The 20,557-nt window shown below is 61.4% G+C and carries 19 protein-coding genes and 1 tRNA gene; 8 read left to right on the top strand and 12 right to left on the bottom strand.

Annotation, left to right across the window (positions count from 1 at the left end; translation table 11 throughout):
• The first annotated feature begins 117 nt into the window (after positions 1–117).
• The 7 genes from QB898_RS08900 (at position 118) to QB898_RS08930 (ending at position 4,092) form a co-directional block, all read left to right on the top strand.
• Positions 118–513 carry a PepSY domain-containing protein gene (locus tag QB898_RS08900; RefSeq protein ID WP_279524660.1) on the top strand — a complete coding sequence of 132 codons (396 nt, stop codon included), beginning with the start codon at positions 118–120 and terminating at the stop codon, positions 511–513.
• A gap of 421 nt (positions 514–934) precedes the next feature.
• Positions 935–1,507 carry an RNA polymerase sigma factor gene (locus QB898_RS08905; RefSeq protein WP_279524661.1) on the top strand — a complete coding sequence of 191 codons (573 nt, stop codon included), beginning with the start codon at positions 935–937 and terminating at the stop codon, positions 1,505–1,507.
• On the top strand, positions 1,504–1,935 hold the full coding sequence (locus QB898_RS08910; protein WP_279524662.1) for a DUF3619 family protein: 432 nt from the start codon (positions 1,504–1,506) through the stop codon (positions 1,933–1,935). The genes QB898_RS08905 and QB898_RS08910 overlap by 4 nt, the downstream gene beginning before the upstream one ends.
• A 21-nt stretch (positions 1,936–1,956) precedes the next feature.
• A complete protein-coding gene (locus QB898_RS08915; protein ID WP_102283534.1) occupies positions 1,957–2,379 on the top strand; it encodes a DUF3106 domain-containing protein in 423 nt (140 codons plus the stop codon).
• Positions 2,380–2,456: 77 nt separating this feature from the next.
• Positions 2,457–2,978: an RDD family protein gene (locus tag QB898_RS08920; protein WP_279524663.1), complete on the top strand. Its 522-nt coding sequence runs from the start codon at positions 2,457–2,459 to the stop codon at positions 2,976–2,978.
• Positions 2,953–3,393 (top strand): diacylglycerol kinase, encoded by a 441-nt coding sequence (locus QB898_RS08925; RefSeq protein WP_428982783.1) that lies wholly within the window; start codon positions 2,953–2,955, stop codon positions 3,391–3,393. The genes QB898_RS08920 and QB898_RS08925 overlap by 26 nt, the downstream gene beginning before the upstream one ends.
• A 111-nt stretch (positions 3,394–3,504) precedes the next feature.
• Complete coding sequence (locus QB898_RS08930; RefSeq protein WP_279524665.1) at positions 3,505–4,092, top strand: LOG family protein; 588 nt, start codon at positions 3,505–3,507, stop codon at positions 4,090–4,092.
• 178 nt (positions 4,093–4,270) lie between these two features.
• Here the strand turns inward: QB898_RS08930 and gdhA are convergent, their stop codons facing one another.
• Positions 4,271–5,617 (bottom strand): NADP-specific glutamate dehydrogenase, encoded by a 1,347-nt coding sequence (gdhA, locus tag QB898_RS08935; protein WP_279524666.1) that lies wholly within the window; start codon positions 5,615–5,617, stop codon positions 4,271–4,273.
• Between the two features lie 67 nt (positions 5,618–5,684).
• A complete protein-coding gene (gene hisF, locus QB898_RS08940; protein ID WP_279524667.1) occupies positions 5,685–6,446 on the bottom strand; it encodes an imidazole glycerol phosphate synthase subunit HisF in 762 nt (253 codons plus the stop codon).
• A 641-nt stretch (positions 6,447–7,087) separates the two neighbouring features.
• On the opposite strand from hisF, the gene QB898_RS08945 reads away from it, so the two are divergent.
• A complete protein-coding gene (locus QB898_RS08945) occupies positions 7,088–7,711 on the top strand; it encodes a LemA family protein (RefSeq protein ID WP_428982784.1) in 624 nt (207 codons plus the stop codon).
• A 285-nt stretch (positions 7,712–7,996) separates the two neighbouring features.
• Here the strand turns inward: QB898_RS08945 and rpoC are convergent, their stop codons facing one another.
• The 10 genes from rpoC to QB898_RS08995 all read right to left on the bottom strand — a co-directional run.
• Positions 7,997–12,292, bottom strand: a complete 4,296-nt coding sequence (gene rpoC / locus QB898_RS08950; protein WP_279524668.1) for a DNA-directed RNA polymerase subunit beta' — start codon at positions 12,290–12,292, stop codon at positions 7,997–7,999.
• 148 nt (positions 12,293–12,440) lie between these two features.
• Complete coding sequence (rpoB, locus tag QB898_RS08955) at positions 12,441–16,553, bottom strand: DNA-directed RNA polymerase subunit beta (RefSeq protein ID WP_279524669.1); 4,113 nt, start codon at positions 16,551–16,553, stop codon at positions 12,441–12,443.
• Between the two features lie 321 nt (positions 16,554–16,874).
• On the bottom strand, positions 16,875–17,255 hold the full coding sequence (gene rplL, locus QB898_RS08960) for a 50S ribosomal protein L7/L12 (RefSeq protein ID WP_050715196.1): 381 nt from the start codon (positions 17,253–17,255) through the stop codon (positions 16,875–16,877).
• A gap of 45 nt (positions 17,256–17,300) precedes the next feature.
• Complete coding sequence (rplJ, locus tag QB898_RS08965) at positions 17,301–17,810, bottom strand: 50S ribosomal protein L10 (RefSeq protein WP_050715197.1); 510 nt, start codon at positions 17,808–17,810, stop codon at positions 17,301–17,303.
• Between the two features lie 302 nt (positions 17,811–18,112).
• Positions 18,113–18,811 (bottom strand): 50S ribosomal protein L1, encoded by a 699-nt coding sequence (rplA, locus tag QB898_RS08970; RefSeq protein ID WP_279524670.1) that lies wholly within the window; start codon positions 18,809–18,811, stop codon positions 18,113–18,115.
• On the bottom strand, positions 18,812–19,243 hold the full coding sequence (gene rplK, locus QB898_RS08975) for a 50S ribosomal protein L11 (RefSeq protein ID WP_102283526.1): 432 nt from the start codon (positions 19,241–19,243) through the stop codon (positions 18,812–18,814).
• A 103-nt stretch (positions 19,244–19,346) separates the two neighbouring features.
• Complete coding sequence (gene nusG, locus QB898_RS08980) at positions 19,347–19,907, bottom strand: transcription termination/antitermination protein NusG (protein WP_050715200.1); 561 nt, start codon at positions 19,905–19,907, stop codon at positions 19,347–19,349.
• Positions 19,907–20,290: a preprotein translocase subunit SecE gene (gene secE / locus QB898_RS08985; protein WP_050715201.1), complete on the bottom strand. Its 384-nt coding sequence runs from the start codon at positions 20,288–20,290 to the stop codon at positions 19,907–19,909. Before secE ends, nusG begins: the two co-directional genes overlap by 1 nt.
• A gap of 84 nt (positions 20,291–20,374) precedes the next feature.
• A tRNA-Trp gene (locus QB898_RS08990) sits at positions 20,375–20,450 on the bottom strand.
• Positions 20,451–20,460: 10 nt separating this feature from the next.
• On the bottom strand, positions 20,461–20,557 hold a 97-nt coding region (locus tag QB898_RS08995; RefSeq protein ID WP_078453405.1), incomplete at its 5' end, for an EF-Tu C-terminal domain-related protein.

A 20,557-nucleotide genomic window follows, 5' to 3' on the forward strand; every position in this document is an offset into this window, starting at 1 on the left:
GATGAAAACCGCGCGGCGCCATGAACCACAGATGAACGCGCGCTTCAGGCCGCATTCAGACCGCGCGGCGGAAGATGCGCTCATCGTTTTTTCTGTTTCTTTCGAAGGAGTCCATCCATGAAAACCAGAAACCTGATCGCCATGGCCACGCTGGCCGCCACGGCCGCGCTGGCGCTGCCGGCCGCCGCCAAAGAAAAATCGGCCCTGGTCGTGCCTGGCGGCCCGGCCTACGTGGCGCCGCCGGGCTATGTGGTCACGCCCGGCTACATGCCGCCGCCTGAAAAACCGCGCAAGCACAAATACCGCATCTCGTCTTCACAGGTGCGCCACATCCTGCGCTCGGCGGGCTACCGCCGCATTCATGACGTGGATTTCGACGATGGCCGCTGGGAAGCCGAAGCCATCAACCCAGCCGGCTACCGTGTCAAGCTGCGCCTGCCGCCCGATGGCAGCGCCATTTATGAAAAACCGGACTGGGATGGCGACGACGATGATGACGATGACGACGATTGAATGGCCGTTCCTCTGCTGTCCTGCCGCCTTTGCAGCAGCGGCGCCCAAGCGTCTTGCCTTGCCAGCCCCGCCTTTCTGCCACACCGGCGCGAAAAGAGCGGGGCGCATGAAGCAAGGCGCAGACTGTGGCGCCAGTTTTCGCTCCTTTATCAATAGCATAATGTCCTAGTGGAAACTGCGCGAGATACTATTTTCGACATCCAGATTTGCTCCTGTTTTTGATGTCGCAGGGCCTGCGATGCCAACCGTGGTTCCGGCCATCTGCCGCGCCCCAGCCCGCCCGCAGGCATTTGACGGACGGGTTGCCGCATGAAAGAGCGCCTTCACCGGGGCGGGAGCAGCCGTCTTGGCAAAACCAGAAAGCGCGGCCACGGCGCGCATCTTCATAATTTGCCGCACCTCTTGAGTTGAGCAATTGCCCTTGGCTACCGAACAGGAACTCTCCGACTTTCTCAAAAGCGTGGAAAAGCGCGCCTTCAAGCGTGCCGTCTGGCAAGTGCGCGATGACGACGCGGCGCTGGACATCGTGCAAGACAGCATGCTCAAGCTGGCGCAGCGTTATGGCGACCGCCCTGCGCAAGAGCTGCCGCTGCTGTTTCAGCGCATTCTGGCCAATCAGACGATGGACTGGTTTCGCCGCCAGAAAACGCGCGACGCCCATCTGGCCAGCGCGGCCGATCTGATCGGCGGCGATGAAGAAGAGGGCGGCCCCGACGCGCTTGAAGTGCTCCAGGCCATTGCGGGGGCTGAGGCCGCCGCCGAAAGCGCCGAAACCTCCCTGAGCCGCCGCGAAGTGCTGCGCCTGATTGAAAAGGCGCTGCAAGAGCTGCCTGCGCGTCAACGCGAAGCCTTTCTGTTGCGTTACTGGGAAGAGCTGGATGTCGCCGAAACAGCCGCCGTCATGGGCTGCTCGGCCGGCAGCGTCAAAACGCACTGCTCGCGCGCCACGCAAGCGCTGGCCCGCACGCTCCAGGCCCAGGGAATTTCGCCATGACCACCCAGAAACGCATCGACCAATTCGCCAACCGCATCGCCGCCCGGCTGGAAGGCGGCGGCGTGCCGCATGACGTCAGCGAACGCCTGCGCATCGCGCGCCAGCAGGCGCTGGCCGCGCGCAAAACCGCTGCGCTCGCCGCCGCACAGCCCGCGTCTGCCATCGTGACGCAAGGCCGCCATGCGGCGCTGGCTGCAGGCGGCGAGCCTGGTTTTGGCTGGCTGGGCTGGCTGGCGCCCGCGCTGGCGCTGGCCGCGTTGCTGGCAGGCCTGCTGGCCTTGCAGCCGCAGCAAATGCGTCTGACCGATCCGCGCGTGGCCGAAGTCGATGCCGATCTCGTGGCCGATGCCTTGCCGCCCAAAGCCTACGCAGACCCGGGTTTTCTGCAATACCTGCGTCTGACCCAGCCGCCAGCCAACGTGCATTGACTTTTGCGCCGCCCCTTCGCCATGAAATACCCGCCCCTGCCACGCTCCTTGCTGGCCGCCGCTTGCCTGCTGGCCGCCTGCGCCGCGCATGCCCAGCCGTGGACGGCGCTCACGCCGGAGCAGCAAACCGCCCTGGCTCCGCTGGCCGCCCAGTGGCCCGGGATGAGTCCCGAGCAGCAAGGCCATTGGCTTGCTTTGGCGCAAAGCTATCGCAGCATGAGCGCGGACGAGCAGGCGAGCCTGCAAAGCCGCATGCGTGAGTGGGCTGCTCTCACGCCCCAGCAGCGCGCGCAGGCGCGCCAGAGCTTTGACGAAGCCCGCAGCGTGCCCGCTGACGAAAAAAAGCTCCGCTGGGAGGCCTACCAGCATCTGCCTCGGCAAGAGCGCGAACGGCTGGCGCGTGAGCCAGCCCCGGCCATTGGCGCGCCTGACAGCGCCAGATAATCGGCCGCTCACCGCCTGCGGCGCGCGCCTGTTGCGCCGCCAGGCTTTTTTGCTTCACCCGCTCCATTCGTTTTTTCATGCCTGCCCCCCCACTGCGCCGCCGCATGGCCTGCTGGCTGTACGAGGGCGTGCTGATGTTTGGCGTCGTCGTCGCGGCGGGCCTGGTTTTCAGCATTGCCGCCCAGATGCGCCACGCGCTTGAGCACCGACACGCCATGCAGGCGTTTCTCTTTCTGGTGTGCGGCATCTACTTTTGCTGGTTCTGGTCCAAGGGGCAGACACTGGCCATGAAAACCTGGCGCATCGGCATCACCGACCGGCAAGGCCGCCCCCTCACGCAGGCGCGCGCTGCCTGGCGCTACCTGCTGTGCTGGCTGTGGTTTCTGCCACCGCTGGCCCTGAGCGCCCCTTTTCATCTGCCTGCCGCTGAAGTGGGCGTGCTCACCCTGGGCTGGATCGCCGTCTGGGCGCTGCTCTCGCGCTTTCAGCCCGAAGGCCAGTTCTGGCACGACGTGCTCGCCGGCACGCGCCTGACGGATGCGCGCGCGCCGAAAACACCCGCTTCGCCCGCCCCTGCCGCCAATGCCGACGCCGCCTGACTCACCTTCCACGCCGCAGGCCCAGGGCGCTGCGGATATTTCCAGCGGCCTGCCGCCCAAACGCACCGGTCTGGCGCGCCTGTGGCATGCCTTCGGCTACTCGCTGGCGGGCTTGCGCGCCGCCTGGCATGAACCGGCTTTCCGGCAAGAAGCGGCGCTGAGCTTCGTGCTCGTTCCGGCCGCCTTCTGGCTGGGCCGCAACTGGGTGGAAACCGCCTTGCTCGCTGGCTCTTGCCTCATCGTTATGGTGGCCGAGCTGCTCAACAGCGGCATCGAGGCGGCCATTGACCGCATCGGATTGCAGCGGCACCCGCTTTCCAAACGGGCCAAAGACCTTGGCAGCGCCGCCGTGCTGCTGGCGCTGCTGCTGGCTGTCGGCATTTGGCTGGCCGCCATCTGCGCCCGTTTTGCGTGAAAAAGTTGCGCGGGAGGGCGCGTGCAGACTGGCTTGACGCCGGTTTTTGCTGCGCCTGGCGCTGTCAGCTCCCTCCTTTTCATTCTGGTTTCCCTCAACGTCTGTCCGTTCATGAAAGAACCCGCCTTTTCCATTTGCGTTTATTGCGGCTCCCGCACTGGCGCTGATCCTGCTTTTGCCGCCCTGGCCGCGCAAACGGGCCGCTGGATCGGCCAGCACGGCGGCCAGCTTGTGTATGGCGGCGGCAAAAACGGCCTCATGGGCGCTGTGGCTGATGCCACGCTGCAAGCGGGCGGCCGCGTCATTGGCGTTATTCCGCAGGCGCTGGTTGAGCGCGAGCATGCCCATCGCGGCTGCACCGAGCTGCACGTTGTGCAGACCATGCACGAGCGCAAGCACCTCATGGCCGCCCGCGCCAGCGCTTTTCTGGCCCTGCCCGGCGGCATTGGCACTTTCGAGGAATTTTTTGAAACCTGGACGTGGCGCCAGCTCGGCTATCACGCCAAGCCCATCGGCCTGCTCAACCATGACGGCTTCTACGACGGCCTGCTGTCTTTTCTGCGCCATAGCCAGGCGCAAGGCTTCATGTCTCCCGATTTGATGGCGCTGGTTGATGTCGATACCCATCCAGCCGCCTTGCTGGAGCGCCTGGCCCGGGGCGCAGATGGCGAATTCAGCCCGCTTGCGGCGGTTTTTTAGCTCCTTTATCTAGAGCATGACGTCCTAGTGGAATGTGCGCAAAGCGGTATTTTGACCTCTTTAAATTAGCTCCTGCTTTTGATGGCGCCGGGCCAGAGGAGCCGGATGGAAGGCCAGAAGATCAAAAAGGTGCCAGGCGCGCGCCGCAAATGAAAAAGGGTGGCTGGGCCACCCTTTTTCAAACCACGCCCTGGGCGAGCATGGCATCGGCCAGCTTGACGAAGCCGGCGATGTTGGCGCCTTCCACGTAGTTCACCGCGCCCTGGGCGCGCTCGCCGTAGCGCACGCAGTTTTGGTGAATGTCTTTCATGATGGTGTGCAGGCGCTCGTCCACTTCTTGCGCCGTCCAGCCCAGCCGCATGGCGTTCTGGCTCATTTCCAGGCCCGAGGTGGCCACGCCGCCCGCGTTGCTGGCCTTGCCGGGCGCGTAGAGCGTGCCAGCGGCCAAAAAGACATCCACCGCTTCCAGCGTGCTGGGCATGTTGGCGCCTTCGGCAACGCAGAGCACGCCGTTTTTGACCAGCGTTTTGGCGTCTTCGCCGTCCAGCTCGTTTTGCGTGGCGCAAGGCAGGGCGATGTCGGTTTTGACGTGCCAGGGGCGGCTGCCGGGCAGGAAAGTGAGGCCATGCCGCGCCGCGAAGTCGGCCAGGCGGCCGCGCTGCACGTTTTTCAGCTCCATCACGGCCAGCACTTGCTCGCGGCTCAGGCCCGCTTCATGCACCAGCGTGCCGCCCGAGTCCGACAGGGTGATGACTTTCGCGCCCATCTCCAGCACCTTTTCGGCGGCGTACTGGGCCACGTTGCCGCTGCCGCTGATGGACACGCGTTTGCCTTCAAAGCCTTCGCTCTTGCGCGCGAGCATTTCCTGCGCGAAGTAGGCCACGCCGTAGCCCGTGGCTTCAGGGCGCATCAGGCTGCCGCCAAAGCTCATGCCTTTGCCGGTGAAGACGCAGGCGGCGCTGTTGCTGAGCTTTTTCATCATGCCGGCCATGTAGCCCACTTCACGCGCGCCCACGCCAATGTCGCCAGCGGGCACGTCGGTGTCAGGGCCGATGTGGCGGAACAGCTCCTGCACCAGCGCCTGGCAAAAGCGCATGACTTCGGCGTCGCTCTTGCCTTTGGGGTCAAAGTCGGAGCCGCCCTTGCCGCCGCCCATGGGCAGCGTGGTGAGCGCGTTTTTGAAGCTTTGCTCGAAGGCCAGGAATTTCAGAATCGACAAATTCACGCTGGGGTGAAAGCGCATGCCGCCCTTGTAGGGGCCAATGGCCTTGCTGTGCTGGATGCGAAAGGCGCGATTGACTTGCGTGCGGCCCTGGTCGTCGGTCCAGCTCACGCGAAACTGCACCACGCGGTCCGGCTCGCACAGGCGCTCCAGCAGGGCGTATTCGCGGTACTGCGGGTTCTTCTCCAGGAAGGGCCAGAGGCTGGTGAGCACCTCGCGCACGGCTTGCAGAAATTCCGGCTGGTCCGGATCGCGCCGCTGCACATTGCGCAGAAAGTCTTCAAGGCTGGTTGTGGCTGTCATTTTTTCTCCTTTTCGTGAAAATAAACGTGATAAAGCGGCCCAGCCAGGCCGCCATTCGCCATGATATTCACCGCCTGACCGTGATACCGCGCTCTGCCATGCGCGCCTTGGCCTCGGCCACGGTGTGCTGGCCGTAGTGGAAGATGCTGGCGGCCAGCACGGCATCGGCCAGGCCTTGCTGCACGCCGTCGGCCAGGTGATCCAGCGTGCCCACGCCGCCAGAGGCAATCACGGGCACCGGCACGGCCTGGGCCACCGCGCGCGTCAGCGCCAGGTCAAAGCCGCTTTGCGTGCCGTCGCGGTCCATGCTGGTGAGCAATATTTCGCCCGCGCCCAGATCGGCCATCCGCCGCGCCCAGGCCACGGCATCCAGCCCCGTGTTCTGGCGGCCGCCGTGGCTGTAGACCTCCCAGCCTGCGCCATCGGCGCGGCGCTTGGCGTCAATGGCCACCACGATGCACTGCGCGCCGTATTTGGCCGACGCCTCGCCAATCACCTCGGGGCGGGCAATGGCCGCCGAATTGAAGCTGGCCTTGTCCGCCCCCGCGTTCAGCAGGCGGCGCACGTCTTGCACGGTACGCACGCCGCCGCCCACGGTGAGCGGAATGAACACGCGCGAGGCCACGGCTTCGATGATGGGCAGGATCAGATCGCGCCCGTCGCTGGTGGCGGTAATGTCCAGAAACGTCAGCTCATCGGCGCCCTGCTCGTTGTAGCGCGCGGCCACTTCCACCGGATCGCCCGCATCGCGCAGGCCCGTGAAGTTCACGCCCTTGACCACGCGGCCCGCAGTCACGTCAAGACAGGGAATGATGCGTTTGGCAAGCATGTTTGGTTTGACAGATGAAGGGTTGCTGACAGAATCCGCCGCCATGACAGCCTTGGCCATTTCTGACAACGGGCGCGTGCTCATTCCCGCCGTGCGCCTGCATGCCGAAGTGCGTGATGGCCGCCTGGCGCTCACGCCGACTTCCCGGCGTTACGCCAACGCTACGCGGCGCTACGCGCCTATTTTGACAGCCACCTGCCGCCCGTCGAAGGGCGCAGCGTGGCCGACGAATTCATTGCCGAGCGCCGCGCCGAAGCCGCGCACGAGGCCAGCGGCGGCCAGCCAGGCACATAGGCGGAAGAAGGCGTGATTTCGCTCCTTTAGCAATAGCAATACCTCTCCGCAGAAACTGCGCGAAACGCCTTTTAAACTTCCTTGAATAGCTCCTCTTTTTGATATGAATCTGCATGCCAGCCGTTCACGTCATTGACGCCTTCGTGCTCATCGCCATCTCGCGCGGCAAGGCGGGCGCCAGACTGCTGAAAATGGGCCTGCCACCTGCCGGACCGCCCCCCCGCGCGCTGGAACAGTTCAGTCTGGGCGCAGCCGCCTTTGCCCATACGCAGGCGCATGTGCAGCAGGCCATCCGCATTGCCGTGCAGCTGATCCGCTGCCCCCTTTTCACTCTCCAAGGAATCGCCATGAAACATTCCCTGCAACGTCTGCCCTCCCTGCCCCGCCTGGCTGCCGCCTGCGCCCTGGCGCTCGCACTGGCCGGCTGCGGCTACAACGATTACCAGCGTCTGGACGAAGAAACCAAATCCGCCTGGAGCGAAGTCGTCAATCAGTACCAGCGCCGCTCCGACCTGGTGCAAAACATGGTCAACACCGTCAAAGGCGAAGCCAACTTCGAGCAGGAAACGCTCACCAAGGTGATCGAAGCGCGCGCCAAGGCCACCAGCATCCAGGTCACGCCCGAAACCTTGCAAGACGCGGCAAAACTCCAGCAATTCCAGGCCGCGCAAGGCGAACTCTCCAGCGCCCTCAGCCGCCTGATGGTCACCGTGGAGCGCTACCCCGATCTGAAAGCCAACCAGGCGTTCTCCGACCTGCGCGTGACGCTTGAAGGCACCGAAAACCGCATCACCGTCGCCCGCAACCGCTACATCCAGGCCGTGCAGCAATACAACGTGCTGCGCCGCAGCTTCCCCACCAACCTCACGGGCATGGTGTTCGGCTACGAACCCAAGCAGAACTTCACCGTCGCCAACGAAGCAGCCATCTCCACCGCACCCACGGTTGATTTCAGCAAGCCCGGCCAATAAGGCCCGCGCAGCCCTGGTTCCGCTCCAGCCACAACGGCCGGTTCAGAGGCATCAAAAACAGAAGCGAATTCAGGCCTATTGAAATACCCGCCAGCGCAATATCCACCAAGACCTATAGCTATCGTAAAAATAGCAAACCCAGAGCTTTCTGCCCTGCCTGCGTCAGGCTGCGCGCGAACTCTGGCGCCCTCCTTGCTCGGCTGACCAAAGGCAGAAAAAAAAGCGCCCCGGCGCTCGCTGGGGCGCGAGGGCCGGGGCGCTGGGCCGCAAGGAGCCGGGCGGGCTTTATTCGGCGGCGGGGGTGTCGCCGTCGGCGGCTTCGGCGCTGTCAGCCACGCCAGCCAGGGCTTTGAAAGCCTGGGCGATGGCGTCCACATCGGCGGCGCTGGCAGCTTCTTCGCTGACTTCAGCCAGGTCAGCCTCGGCTTCAGCTTCAGCAATGGCGCGGCGCTCGGCTTCGTCCATGGCGTCTTTGGCCTTGCGGGCCTGGTGGTAGGCCAGGCCGGTGCCAGCGGGGATGAGGCGGCCGACGATGACGTTTTCCTTCAGACCGCGCAGGTCGTCGCGCTTGCCCATGATGGCCGCTTCGGTGAGCACGCGCGTGGTTTCCTGGAAGGAGGCGGCGCTGATGAAGCTGTCGGTGGACAGGCTGGCCTTGGTGATGCCCAGCAGGATGTTGGCGTAGGTGGCGGGCGTTTTTCCTTCGGCGCGCAGGGCGTCGTTGGTGTTGAGGATTTCGCTGCGTTCGACCTGCTCGCCGGTGATGTAGTCGGAGTCGCCAGGGTTTTCAACGACCACGCGGCGCAGCATCTGGCGCACGATGACTTCGATGTGCTTGTCGTTGATCTTCACGCCTTGCAGGCGGTAGACGTCCTGTACTTCATCGACGATGTAGCGGGCCAGCTCTTCCATGCCCAGCAAGCGCAGGATGTCCTGCGGGTCGGCGGGGCCGTCCACGATGCTCTCGCCCTTGTTGACGACCTGGCCTTCGTGGACGAGGACGTTTTTCTCCTTGGGGATGAGTTCTTCCCACACCTTGCCTTCGGCGTCGGTGATTTGCAGGCGGATCTTGCCCTTGGTTTCCTTGCCGAAGGAGATGGTGCCGGTCATTTCGGCCAGCACGCCCTTGTCTTTGGGGCTGCGGGCTTCAAACAGCTCGGCCACGCGGGGCAGACCGCCGGTGATGTCGCGGGTTTTCTGGCCTTCCATCGGCACGCGGGCGAGGACTTCGCCAGGGCCGACTTCCTGGCCGTCGCGCACCTGGATGAGCGCGCCGACCTGAAAACCGATGGCCACGGGGTGGTCGGTGCCGGGGATCTTGACTTCCTGGCCTTGCGCATCGGTGAGCTTGACCAGCGGACGCACGATCTTGGTGGAGCCGGCGCGCTTGGGGTCGATGACGGTGAGGGTGGACAGGCCGGTGATGTCGTCCGACGAGCGGGCCACGGTCACGCCTTCTTCCATGTTTTCGAACTTCACCGTGCCGGCGTATTCGGTGATGATGGGGCGCGTGAGCGGGTCCCAGTTGGCGAGGATGGCACCGGCCTTGACGGGCTGGTCGGCCTTGACGGCGAGGGTGGCGCCATAGGGCACCTTGTGGCGCTCGCGCTCGCGGCCGAATTCATCGACGACGATGATTTCGCCGGAGCGGGAGATGACGACCAGCTCGCCCTTGGTGTTGGTGACGTAGCGCATGGCGGCGTTGAAGCTGATGACGCCGCTGGAGTGCGCCTCGACGCTGGAGGCCACGGCCGCACGCGAGGCCGCGCCGCCGATGTGGAAGGTGCGCATGGTCAGCTGCGTGCCCGGCTCGCCGATGGACTGCGCGGCGATGACGCCGACGGCTTCGCCCACGTTCACAAGGCCGCCGCGGCCCAAATCGCGCCCGTAGCACTTGGCGCACACGCCGAAGCGGGTGGCGCAGGTCAGGGCGGTGCGTACGCGCACTTCGTCGATGCCGGCGGCTTCGAGGTCGTCAATGGCGTCTTCGTCGAGCATTTGCCCGGCCTTGACGACGACTTCACGCGTTTCAGGATTGACGAGGTCTTCGGCGGCGGTGCGGCCCAGGATGCGCTCGCGCAGCGATTCGATGACTTCGCCGCCTTCGACGATGGCGCGCATGAGCGAGCCGTCAGCCGTGCCGCAGTCTTCTTCGGTGACCACAAGGTCTTGCGTCACATCCACCAGACGGCGCGTGAGGTAGCCGGAGTTGGCGGTTTTCAGCGCCGTGTCAGCCAGGCCCTTGCGCGCGCCGTGCGTGGAGATGAAGTACTGCAACACGTTCAACCCCTCGCGGAAGTTGGCGGTGATGGGCGTTTCGATGATGGAGCCGTCCGGCTTGGCCATGAGGCCGCGCATGCCGGCCAGCTGGCGGATCTGGGCGGCGGAGCCGCGCGCGCCGGAGTCGGCCATCATGTAGATGGAATTGAAGGACTCCTGATCGACTTCCTGGCCGTTGCGGTCTTGCACTTTCTGCTTGGCCAGCTGGCCCATCATGACCTTGGAGATTTCGTCGCCCGCCTTGCCCCAGATGTCCACCACTTTGTTGTAGCGCTCGCCTGCGGTGACAAGGCCGGCGTTGAACTGCTCGGCGATTTCTTTCACCTCGGCCTCGGCGCGGGCAATGATTTCGGGCTTTTGCGGGGGCACGAGCATGTCTTCAATGGCAATGGAGATGCCCGCGCGCGTGGCCAGCCGGAAGCCGTTTTGCAAGAGCTTGTCGGCCATGACGACGGTGTCCTTGAGGCCGCATTTGCGGAAGGAGGCGTTGATGAGGCGGGAGATTTCCTTTTTCTTCAGCGCCTTGTTCAGCAGGGCGAAGGGCAGGCCCTTGGGCAGGATTTCTGACAGCAGGGCGCGGCCCACGGTGGTGTCCACCAGGCGGGTGGAGGGGGCGAGGTCGCCCGTGGCCTTGTTCTTGGTCCATTCGGTCAGGCGCACGGTGACTTTGGAAGTCAGCTCCACTTCGCCCGCGTCCAGCGCGCGTTGCACTTCGCCTACATCGGCGAACACCAGGCCTTCGCCCTTGCCGTTGATTTTTTCGCGCGTGGCGGAGTACAGGCCCAGCACCATGTCTTGTGAGGGCACGATGGAAGGCTCGCCGGAAGCGGGGAAGAGCACGTTGTTGGAGGCCAGCATGAGCGTGCGCGCTTCCATCTGCGCTTCCACGCTCAGGGGCACGTGAACGGCCATCTGGTCGCCGTCAAAGTCGGCGTTGAAGGCGGCGCACACCAGCGGGTGCAGCTGGATGGCCTTGCCTTCAATCAGGATCGGCTCGAACGCCTGGATGCCCAGCCGGTGCAGCGTGGGCGCGCGGTTGAGCAGCACGGGGTGCTCGGTGATGACTTCTTCCAGAATGTCCCACACCACGGGGGTGCCGGCTTCCACTTCCTTCTTGGCGGCCTTGATGGTGGTGGCGATGCCCATCTGTTCCAGCCGGGCGAAGATGAAGGGCTTGAAGAGTTCGAGCGCCATCAGCTTGGGCAGGCCGCACTGGTGCAGCTTGAGCGTGGGGCCGACGGTAATGACCGAGCGGCCGGAGTAGTCCACGCGCTTGCCCAGCAGGTTCTGGCGGAAGCGTCCGCTCTTGCCCTTGATCATGTCGGCCAGCGACTTCAGGGCGCGCTTGTTGGCGCCGGTCATGGCCTTGCCACGGCGGCCGTTGTCCAGCAGGCTGTCCACGGCTTCTTGCAGCATGCGCTTTTCGTTGCGGGCGATGATTTCAGGCGCTTTCAGCTCCAGCAGGCGGCGCAGGCGGCTGTTGCGGTTGATGACGCGGCGGTAGAGGTCGTTCAGGTCGCTCGTGGCAAAGCGGCCGCCATCCAGCGGCACCAGCGGGCGCAGGTCGGGCGGGAGCACGGGCAGCACTTCCAGCACCATCCATTCGGGCTTGATGCCGGATTTGCGGAAGGCCTCCAGCACTTTCAGGCGCTTGGTGTTTTTCTTGATCTTGACTTCGGAGCCGGTGAGGTCGCCGCGCAGCTTCTCGATTTCGGCTTCCAGATCAATGTTTTCCAGCAGTTCCTTGATGCCCTCGGCACCCATGCGGGCGGTGAACTCGTCTCCGTATTCCTTGTACTTGGCGTCGTAGTCGTCTTCGGTGAGGATGCTGTACTTCTTCAGCGGGGTCATGCCGGGGTCGGTGACGACGTAGGCTTCGAAATACAGCACGCGCTCGATGTCGCGCAGCGTCATGTCCAGCACCATGCCCAGGCGGCTGGGCAGGGACTTGAGGAACCAGATGTGGGCGCAGGGCGCGGCCAGGTCAATGTGGCCCATGCGCTCGCGGCGCACCTTGGTCTGCGTGACTTCCACGCCGCACTTTTCGCAGATGACGCCGCGATGCTTGAGGCGCTTGTACTTGCCGCACAGGCACTCGTAGTCCTTGATGGGGCCGAAGATCTTGGCGCAAAACAGGCCGTCGCGCTCCGGCTTGAAGGTGCGGTAGTTGATGGTTTCGGGCTTCTTGACTTCGCCAAAAGACCAGGAGCGGATCTTTTCGGGCGAGGCCAGGCCGATGCGGATGGCGTCAAAGTGCTCATCCGGCGTGAATTGCTTGAACAGATCGAGCAAGGATTTCATGTGACTGTTTCCCCAATTGCTTCAAATTTGATAGCTGCCCGCGCCCATTCCACTAGGACTTGCGGCCGATTTGGCTCTGAAAACTGCGGCCAGTGGCGCATGGAAAGGCGTTTCATGGATGCGGCGGCGGGCAGGGCCGGGCGCGGCTTCAGGTGCGCTCCAGTTCGATATCCAGACCCAGCGAGCGGATTTCCTTGACCAGCACGTTGAAGGACTCGGGCATGCCGGCGTCGATGGCGTGCTCGCCCTTGACGATGGACTCGTACACCTTGGTGCGGCCCTGCACGTCGTCAGACTTGACGGTGAGCATCTCTTGCAGGGTGTAGGAAGCGCCATAGGCTTCCAGCGCCCACACTTCCATCTCGCCAAAGCGCTGGCCGCCAAACTGCGCCTTGCCGCCCAGCGGCTGCTGCGTGACCAGCGAGTAGGGGCCGGTGGAGCGGGCGTGCATCTTGTCGTCCACCAGGTGGTGGAGCTTGAGGTAGTGCATGTAGCCCACGGTGGTCTTGCGCTCGAAGGGGTCGCCCGTGCGGCCGTCATACAGCTGCGCCTGGGTGCGCGTGGGCGTCAGGCCCTTGGCCTGGGCGATGTCGTCGGGGTAGGCGATCTTGAGCATGTCCAGGATTTCCTGCTCCGTGGCGCCGTCGAACACGGGGGTGGCGAAGGGCATGCCGGAAGTCAGCTCCTGCGCCATGGCGCGCACGTCCTTGTCGGAGAGTTTGTGGATCTCTTCCTTGTGGCCCGTGGTGTTGTAGACCTGCTCCAGGAAAGCGCGGATTTCGGCCAGATTGGCTTCGCGCTTGAGCATGTCGCCAATGCGCTGGCCGATGCCCTTGCCCGCCCAGCCCAAATGAACCTCCAGCACCTGCCCGATGTTCATGCGCGAGGGCACGCCCAGCGGGTTGAGCACGATGTCCACGGGCGTGCCGTCGGCCATGTAGGGCATGTCTTCCACTGGCGTGATCTTGGAGACCACGCCCTTGTTGCCGTGGCGGCCGGCCATCTTGTCGCCCGGCTGCAAATGGCGCTTGACTGCCAGATAGACCTTGACCATTTTGAGCACGCCAGGAGGCAGCTCGTCGCCCTGGGTGAGCTTCTTGCGCTTTTCTTCAAAGGCCAAGTCAAACACGTGGCGCTGCTGCTCAATGGAAGCCTTGATGCTTTCCAGCTGCGCGGCCACATCGTCATCGGCCGGACGGATGTCGAACCAGTGGTATTTATCCACTGACTTGAGGTAGTCCTTGTCGATCTTGGCGCCTTTGGCGATGTGGTTGGGGCCGCCGTTGGCGATCTTGCCGTTCAGCAGTTTCTCGATGCGGTCGAACGCGTCGGCTTCCACGATGCGGAGCTGATCGTTCAAATCCAGCCGGTAGCGCTTGAGTTCGTCATCAATGATCTGCTGGGCGCGCTTGTCGCGCTGGATGCCTTCGCGGGTGAAGACCTGCACGTCAATCACGGTGCCGCTGGAGCCTTGATCAACGCGCAGCGAGGTGTCTTTCACGTCGCTGGCTTTCTCGCCGAAGATGGCGCGCAGCAGTTTTTCTTCCGGCGTGAGCGTGGTTTCGCCCTTGGGCGTGACCTTGCCGACGAGCGTGTCGCCAGGCTGCACTTCGGCGCCCACATAGATGATGCCGGACTCGTCCAGGCGGCCCAGCTGCTGCTCGCTCAGGTTGGGAATGTCGCGCGTGATTTCTTCCGGCCCCAGCTTGGTGTCGCGCGCCATGACCACCAGCTCTTCAATGTGAATGCTGGTGTAGCGGTCATCGGCCACCACTTTCTCGGAGATCAGGATCGAGTCTTCGTAGTTGTAGCCGTTCCAGGGCATGAAGGCGATCAGCATGTTCTGGCCGATGGCGATTTCGCCCAGGTCGGTGGAAGCGCCATCGGCGATCACGTCGCCCTTGGCCAGCTTGTCGCCGCGCTTGACGATGGGGCGTTGGCTGATGTTGGTGTTCTGGTTGCTGCGCTGGTACTTGATGAGGTTGTAGATGTCCACGCCCACTTCGCCAGCCACGGCTTCGGCATCGTTCACGCGGATGACGATGCGGGTGGCGTCAACGTACTCCACCACGCCGCCACGGCGGGCTGTGACGACGGTGCCGGAGTCCACGGCGGCCACACGCTCGATGCCAGTGCCCACCAGCGGCTTTTCGGGCCGCAGCACGGGCACGGCCTGCCGCGACATGTTGGCGCCCATCAGGGCGCGGTTGGCGTCGTCGTGCTCCAGGAAGGGCACCAGCGAAGCGGCCACGGAAACGATTTGCGCAGGCGACACGTCCATGTACTGCACGCGATCGGCGTTCACCAGCACGGAATCGCCGTTTTCGCGGGCGGAAACCAGCTCATCGGTCAGGCGGCCTTTTTCGTCCAGTGCGGCATTGGCCTGGGCAATGACGTATTTGCCTTCCTCAATGGCGGAGAGGTAGTCGATGTCGTTCGTGACCTTGCCATCCACCACGCGGCGGTAGGGCGTTTCGATGAAGCCGTATTCGTTCAGGCGCGCGTACAGGGCCAGCGAATTGATGAGGCCGATGTTCGGGCCTTCTGGCGTTTCGATCGGACACACGCGGCCATAGTGGGTCACGTGCACGTCGCGCACTTCGAAGCCCGCGCGCTCGCGCGTCAGGCCGCCCGGCCCCAGAGCTGAAACACGGCGCTTGTGCGTGATTTCGGCCAGCGGGTTAGTCTGGTCCATGAACTGCGACAGCTGCGAAGCGCCGAAGAACTCTTTCAGCGCTGCCGAAATCGGCTTGCTGTTGATGAGGTCATGCGGCATCAGCGGCTCTTGCTCGGCCTGGCCGAGACGCTCTTTCACAGCCTTCTCGATACGGGCCAAGCCCGTGCGGTACTGGTTTTCGGCCAATTCACCCACGCAGCGCACGCGGCGGTTGCCCAGGTGATCGATATCGTCCACCTCGCCGCGTCCATTGCGCAGCTCAACCAGGATCTTCACGACATCCAGAATGTCTTCATTGGTCAGCACCATGGGGCCGGTGGAATCTTCGCGGCCGACCTTGGCGTTGAACTTCATGCGTCCCACGCGGGAGAGATCGTAGGTGTCGGGGTTGTAAAAGAGGCGCTGGAACAGGGCCTGCACCGCATCTTCAGTTGGCGGCTCGCCGGGGCGCATCATGCGGTAGATAGCAATGCGCGCGGCCAGCTCGTCCGCCGTTTCGTCGGTGCGCAGGGTTTGCGAGATGTAGGCGCCCTGATCCAGCTCGTTGGTGTAAATGCACTGGATGTCCTGCACGCCCGCCTCGCGCAGCTTGGCCAGCAAGGCTTCCGTCAGCTCGTCATTGGCCTTGGCAATGACTTCGCCCGTGTCGCCATCCACGAGATCCTTGGACAGGACGCGGCCCAGCAAGAATTCTTCCGGCACGCTGATGTGCGTGGTGCCAGACTGCTCCAGCTCGCGCGCGTGCCGGGCGGTCACGCGCTTGTCCTTGGCAACGACGACCTTGCCTGCCTTGTCTGTGATGTCGAACCGCGCCACTTCGCCCTTGAAGCGGCTGGCCACAAATTCCATTTGTGCGCCACTGTCCATCAGGCGGAAACTGTCGTTGACGAAGAAATACGCCAGAATCTGCTCCGGACTCATGCCTATGGCCTTGAGCAGGATCGTCACAGGCATTTTGCGGCGGCGGTCTACCCGGAAAAACAGAATATCTTTCGGATCGAACTCAAAATCCAGCCAGGAGCCGCGATAAGGGATGATGCGGGCGGAAAACAGCAGCTTGCCGGAACTGTGCGTTTTGCCCTTGTCGTGCTCGAAAAATACGCCGGGGCTGCGATGCAGCTGAGAAACGATGACGCGTTCCGTGCCATTGACGATGAATGAGCCTTTGTCGGTCATCAGGGGCACTTCGCCCATGTAAACCTCTTGCTCCTTGACTTCCTTGACTACCTTGTTCTGGGCGGTCGAGGACTCGCGGTCGTAAATAATGAGCTGCACGCGCGCGCGCACTGCGGAAGCGTAGGTCAGACCACGCGTTTGGCATTCGCGCACGTCAAACGTGGGCTTGGCCAGGTTGTATTCAATGAATTTCATCTCGACAAAGCCGTTGTGCGAGATAATGGGAAAAGCCGATTCGAATGCCGCCTGCAGGCCTTCATGCGTGCGCTTCTTCGGGGGCGTATCTGCCTGCAAAAAAGCCGTATAGGCGTCTTTTTGCATTTGCAGCAAATAAGGAATTTTTAGTACGCTTTCGCGTGTACCAAAGCTCTTGCGAATGCGTTTGCGCTCTGTGAATGTGTAGGCCATGAAATCTCCGGGCGGTGATCGGGGCAGGATGTCTGGCGACTGTTCACGCCGCTTCGCAAATCAGCGCGGGACGCTGGTTTGCGTAAGCAGCAGCTTGGCGGCTGGCCTCTACCAACCAATGGCAGACGGCTGCGCATTGCACGCAGCCCGAACCAAGGATCTTCTTAGTCGGAAGTCAGAAGACACTTGAAAGCGCCTGCTCAACACGGAAGCTTTCAAGTGCAATCTGAAACGCAAAAAGGCTGGTCGCAAAACCAGCCTTGCCATTTCGCTTCCGGCCCTTTGAAAGCCATGCTTTGCATGGGCCGGAAGCTGCGTGGATCACTTGAGTTCGGCCTTGGCGCCAGCTTCTTCCAGCTTTTTCTTGGCGGCTTCGGCATCGGCCTTGGGCATGCCTTCCTTGATGGGCTTGGGAGCGCCATCCACCAAGTCCTTGGCTTCTTTAAGACCCAAGCCCGTAATTTCACGCACGGCCTTGATGACGGCCACCTTGTTGCCACCCGCTTCGGCCAGCACCAGGTTGAATTCGGTCTTTTCTTCGGCAGCGGCGCCGCCAGCGGCGCCGCCAGTCGCGGCAGCAGGCGCAGCCATCGCCGCCGCGCTCACACCGAATTTTTCTTCAATGGCTTTCACCAAATCATTGAGTTCCATGACCGTCATGCTATCCAGTGCGGTCAGAAATGCGTCTTTATCAAATGCCATTTTGGTTTCCTAAAACAAGTTGGTTGATATGAAAAGCTGCTCGCTTTATTCGGCAGCCGCCGGTTCGCCTTCGCCTTTTTGAGCAGCCAAGGCTCCCAGCACAACAGCAGTACGGGATATGGGCGACATCAGCAAACCGCAAAGTTGCGCCAGCAACACTTCCTTGGATGGAATGCTGGCCAGCTGTTTCACCCCCTCGGCATCCAGGGCCTTGCCTCCATAGACGCCTCCGCGAATGACAAGTTTGTCATTGGTTTTGGCGAAATCAGCCACCACTTTGGCGGCGGCAACGGCATCCTCGGAAAAGCCATAGATGAGCGGTCCGGTCATCTGGTCGACGGCCACTTCAAATGCGCTTCCAGCTACAGCACGGCGAGCCAGCGTATTTTTCAATACACTGAGATTTACGCCTGCACTGCGTGCACTGAAGCGCAGTTTGTTCATGCCTTCGACCGTAACGCCACGGTATTCCGCCATCACGAGCGTTTGAGCTTTTGCGGCAAGGCCGGTCACTTCGGAAATGACCGCTTCTTTCTCACTGCGATTCAGACTCAAGGTCTACTCCTTTTAATAGCATCTTTTGCAGCTCACAAAATATAAACCGCATCAAATGCACTCTTCATGCAGCGACCAACTGTTCGTTATTGACTGGACACAACTAAATAATCCAAATCATAACCTTGCAGCGGGATCGCCATCTACGCTGGCTGCACCCAAAAAAAGCACTCATTAAGCAGGAAAAAGTCCTGCACCAGCGGTCTTGGATGACCCGCCTATTAACCTTTAACTAAGGCTAAAGTAGCGGCCCACCACTCAGTCACGCAAAATCATCTGCGCGACTGAAACTCATGCCATCCTTAGCGAGCAGCCAGGCTTTGAGTGTCCACGCGAACACCAATACCCATCGTGCTTGACACCGCCACCTTGCGTAGATATTGCCCTTTACTGGTCGCAGGCTTGGCCTTGTTCAGAGCCTCGATTAGCGCAAGCAGATTGCCTTCCAACTTGTCTGCTTCAAATGAACGGCGGCCAATCGTTCCATGAATAATCCCCGCCTTATCTACGCGGAATTGAATCTGGCCTGCCTTAGCATTTTTGACTGCCGTTGCCACATCAGGCGTGACGGTGCCTACCTTCGGGTTCGGCATCAAACCGCGAGGGCCGAGAATCTGACCCAGCGTGCCCACTACACGCATAGCATCTGGCGCGGCAATCACCACATCAAAAGGCATATCGCCAGTCTTGACTCGTGCCGCCAGATCATCCATGCCGACAACATCAGCGCCTGCCGCCTTAGCTTCTTCAGCTTTGGCGCCTTGCGCAAACACGGCCACCCGCGTGATCTTACCCGTGCCATTCGGCAGCACGACTGCACCGCGCACAACCTGATCCGATTTCTTGGCATCAACGCCCAGCTGCACGGCGACATCAATGGATTCATCAAATTTCGCGGTGGCGCATTCCTTTACCAGTGCCAATGCATCTGTCAATGCATACAGCTTGGTAGGGTCCACTTTTCCCAGCAGGGCTTTTTGTTTCTTGGTCAGCTTGGCCATTTACACACCCTCCACCGTCACGCCCATGGAACGAGCCGATCCCGCGATTGTGCGAACAGCCGCATCCAGATCAGCCGCTGTCATGTCTTTCAACTTGGTTTTGGCGATTTCCTCAAGCTGGGCACGCGTAATCTTACCCACCTTATCCGTATGAGGCTTACTGGAACCCTTATCCAACTTAATAGCCTTTTTAATCAAGGTCGTCGCCGGAGGCGTTTTGATAATGAAAGTAAAGCTTTTATCAGCAAACGCCGTAATAACCACCGGAAGTGGTAAGCCCGGTTCAACACCTTGGGTCTGGGCATTAAACGCCTTGCAGAACTCCATGATATTGAGACCGCGCTGCCCCAAAGCAGGACCAATAGGCGGTGAAGGATTGGCTTTGCCAGCCGGAACTTGTAACTTAATGAAGCCGACGATTTTTTTCGCCATGCTTGGTTCTCCTAACGGGTACCAACGTCTGCCGCGCAGACTCCCCGAACGAAACGACCCGTTTTATTAATGACTGCGCCGGGTGCGAAAACGCAAAACACAATCAGGTCTTTTCCACCTGACCAAACTCAAGCTCAACAGGAGTTGCGCGCCCAAAGATTGTAACCAATACGCGCAACTTGCTCTTTTCGTAGTTCACCTCTTCGACAGTGCCATTGAAATCAGCAAAAGGCCCTTCTTTAACACGAACGTATTCTCCAACATCAAATTCAACCTTATGCTTGGGCCTATCAGAGCCCTCTTGCATTTGATTGACGATTTTCATGACGTCGTCTTCTGAAATGGGCGCAGGCCGATTACGTGCGCCGCCCACAAATCCAGTGACCTTGCTCGTGTGCTTGACTAAATGCCAAGTATCATCATCCATGACCATTTCAACCAGCACATAGCCTGGAAAGAATTTGCGCTCGGTCGTACGTTTGACGCCATTCTTCACCTCAACTACTTCTTCTGTGGGAACAAGAATGCGTCCAAATTTACCTTGCATGCCAGCGCGCTGCACTCGTTCAACAATATTGCGCTCAACAGCCTTTTCCATGCCGGAATAAGCATGGACCACGTACCACTTTAGATCTGGATTAGCATTTTCTGGAATGTTCGTCATTACTTTTTCCAGCCCAGGATCAAGTCATACATTACCCACTCGATGGTCTTATCTGTGAACCACAGAAACAGAGCCAGCGTCACAGAGAAAACAAAGACGAAAACGGTCGTCTGTATCGCTTCCCTGCGTGTTGGCCAAACAACTTTTCTGACCTCTCGCCAAGAATCTCGCCCAAAACCAATCAGACTCCGACCAGACTCCGACCACAAAAAGATGACAAAAGCCAAGACAAGGGAGCCAGCCAAGCCGCTCCATTGAAACATTACGCCTTTTGGAGCCAATAGATAATAGGCTGCCAGCCCTATCATTACCAACAAGACAGCAGCGACAGCCTTTATCTTGTCTGCGCCAGAGCTAACCGTTTCGACTTGAGTGCTTGACATACAAACGACGCATCTAGGCGCCAGAAAGAGTGTTCTTCAGACACGCAAGCCCACCACGAGGGCGGGCTCTTAATCGCCTAAATATGGCAGGGGCAGAGGGAATCGAACCCCCAACCTTCGGTTTTGGAGACCGACGCTCTGCCAGTTGAGCTATACCCCTGCAACAAATATCACTCGATAATTTTTGCCACCACGCCAGCGCCCACCGTGCGGCCGCCTTCGCGGATGGCAAAGCGCAGACCTTCTTCCATGGCAATCGGCGCAATC

The organism is Ottowia cancrivicina, from assembly GCF_029813755.1.
GTDB classification, from domain to species: domain Bacteria; phylum Pseudomonadota; class Gammaproteobacteria; order Burkholderiales; family Burkholderiaceae_C; genus Ottowia; species Ottowia massiliensis.

Bases quoted from the DNA above. Each gene is read 5' to 3' on its own strand.
- QB898_RS08900 (WP_279524660.1), top strand. From the start codon at position 118: ATGAAAACCAGAAACCTGATCGCCATGGCCACGCTGGCCGCCACGGCC.
- QB898_RS08910 (WP_279524662.1), top strand. From the start codon at position 1,504: ATGACCACCCAGAAACGCATCGACCAATTCGCCAACCGCATCGCCGCC.
- QB898_RS08915 (WP_102283534.1), top strand. From the start codon at position 1,957: ATGAAATACCCGCCCCTGCCACGCTCCTTGCTGGCCGCCGCTTGCCTG.
- QB898_RS08920 (WP_279524663.1), top strand. From the start codon at position 2,457: ATGCCTGCCCCCCCACTGCGCCGCCGCATGGCCTGCTGGCTGTACGAG.
- QB898_RS08930 (WP_279524665.1), top strand. From the start codon at position 3,505: ATGAAAGAACCCGCCTTTTCCATTTGCGTTTATTGCGGCTCCCGCACT.
- gdhA (WP_279524666.1), bottom strand. From the start codon at position 5,617: ATGACAGCCACAACCAGCCTTGAAGACTTTCTGCGCAATGTGCAGCGG.
- hisF (WP_279524667.1), bottom strand. From the start codon at position 6,446: ATGCTTGCCAAACGCATCATTCCCTGTCTTGACGTGACTGCGGGCCGC.
- QB898_RS08945 (WP_428982784.1), top strand. From the start codon at position 7,088: ATGAAACATTCCCTGCAACGTCTGCCCTCCCTGCCCCGCCTGGCTGCC.
- rpoC (WP_279524668.1), bottom strand. From the start codon at position 12,292: ATGAAATCCTTGCTCGATCTGTTCAAGCAATTCACGCCGGATGAGCAC.
- rpoB (WP_279524669.1), bottom strand. From the start codon at position 16,553: ATGGCCTACACATTCACAGAGCGCAAACGCATTCGCAAGAGCTTTGGT.
- rplL (WP_050715196.1), bottom strand. From the start codon at position 17,255: ATGGCATTTGATAAAGACGCATTTCTGACCGCACTGGATAGCATGACG.
- rplA (WP_279524670.1), bottom strand. From the start codon at position 18,811: ATGGCCAAGCTGACCAAGAAACAAAAAGCCCTGCTGGGAAAAGTGGAC.
- rplK (WP_102283526.1), bottom strand. From the start codon at position 19,243: ATGGCGAAAAAAATCGTCGGCTTCATTAAGTTACAAGTTCCGGCTGGC.
- nusG (WP_050715200.1), bottom strand. From the start codon at position 19,907: ATGACGAACATTCCAGAAAATGCTAATCCAGATCTAAAGTGGTACGTG.
- secE (WP_050715201.1), bottom strand. From the start codon at position 20,290: ATGTCAAGCACTCAAGTCGAAACGGTTAGCTCTGGCGCAGACAAGATA.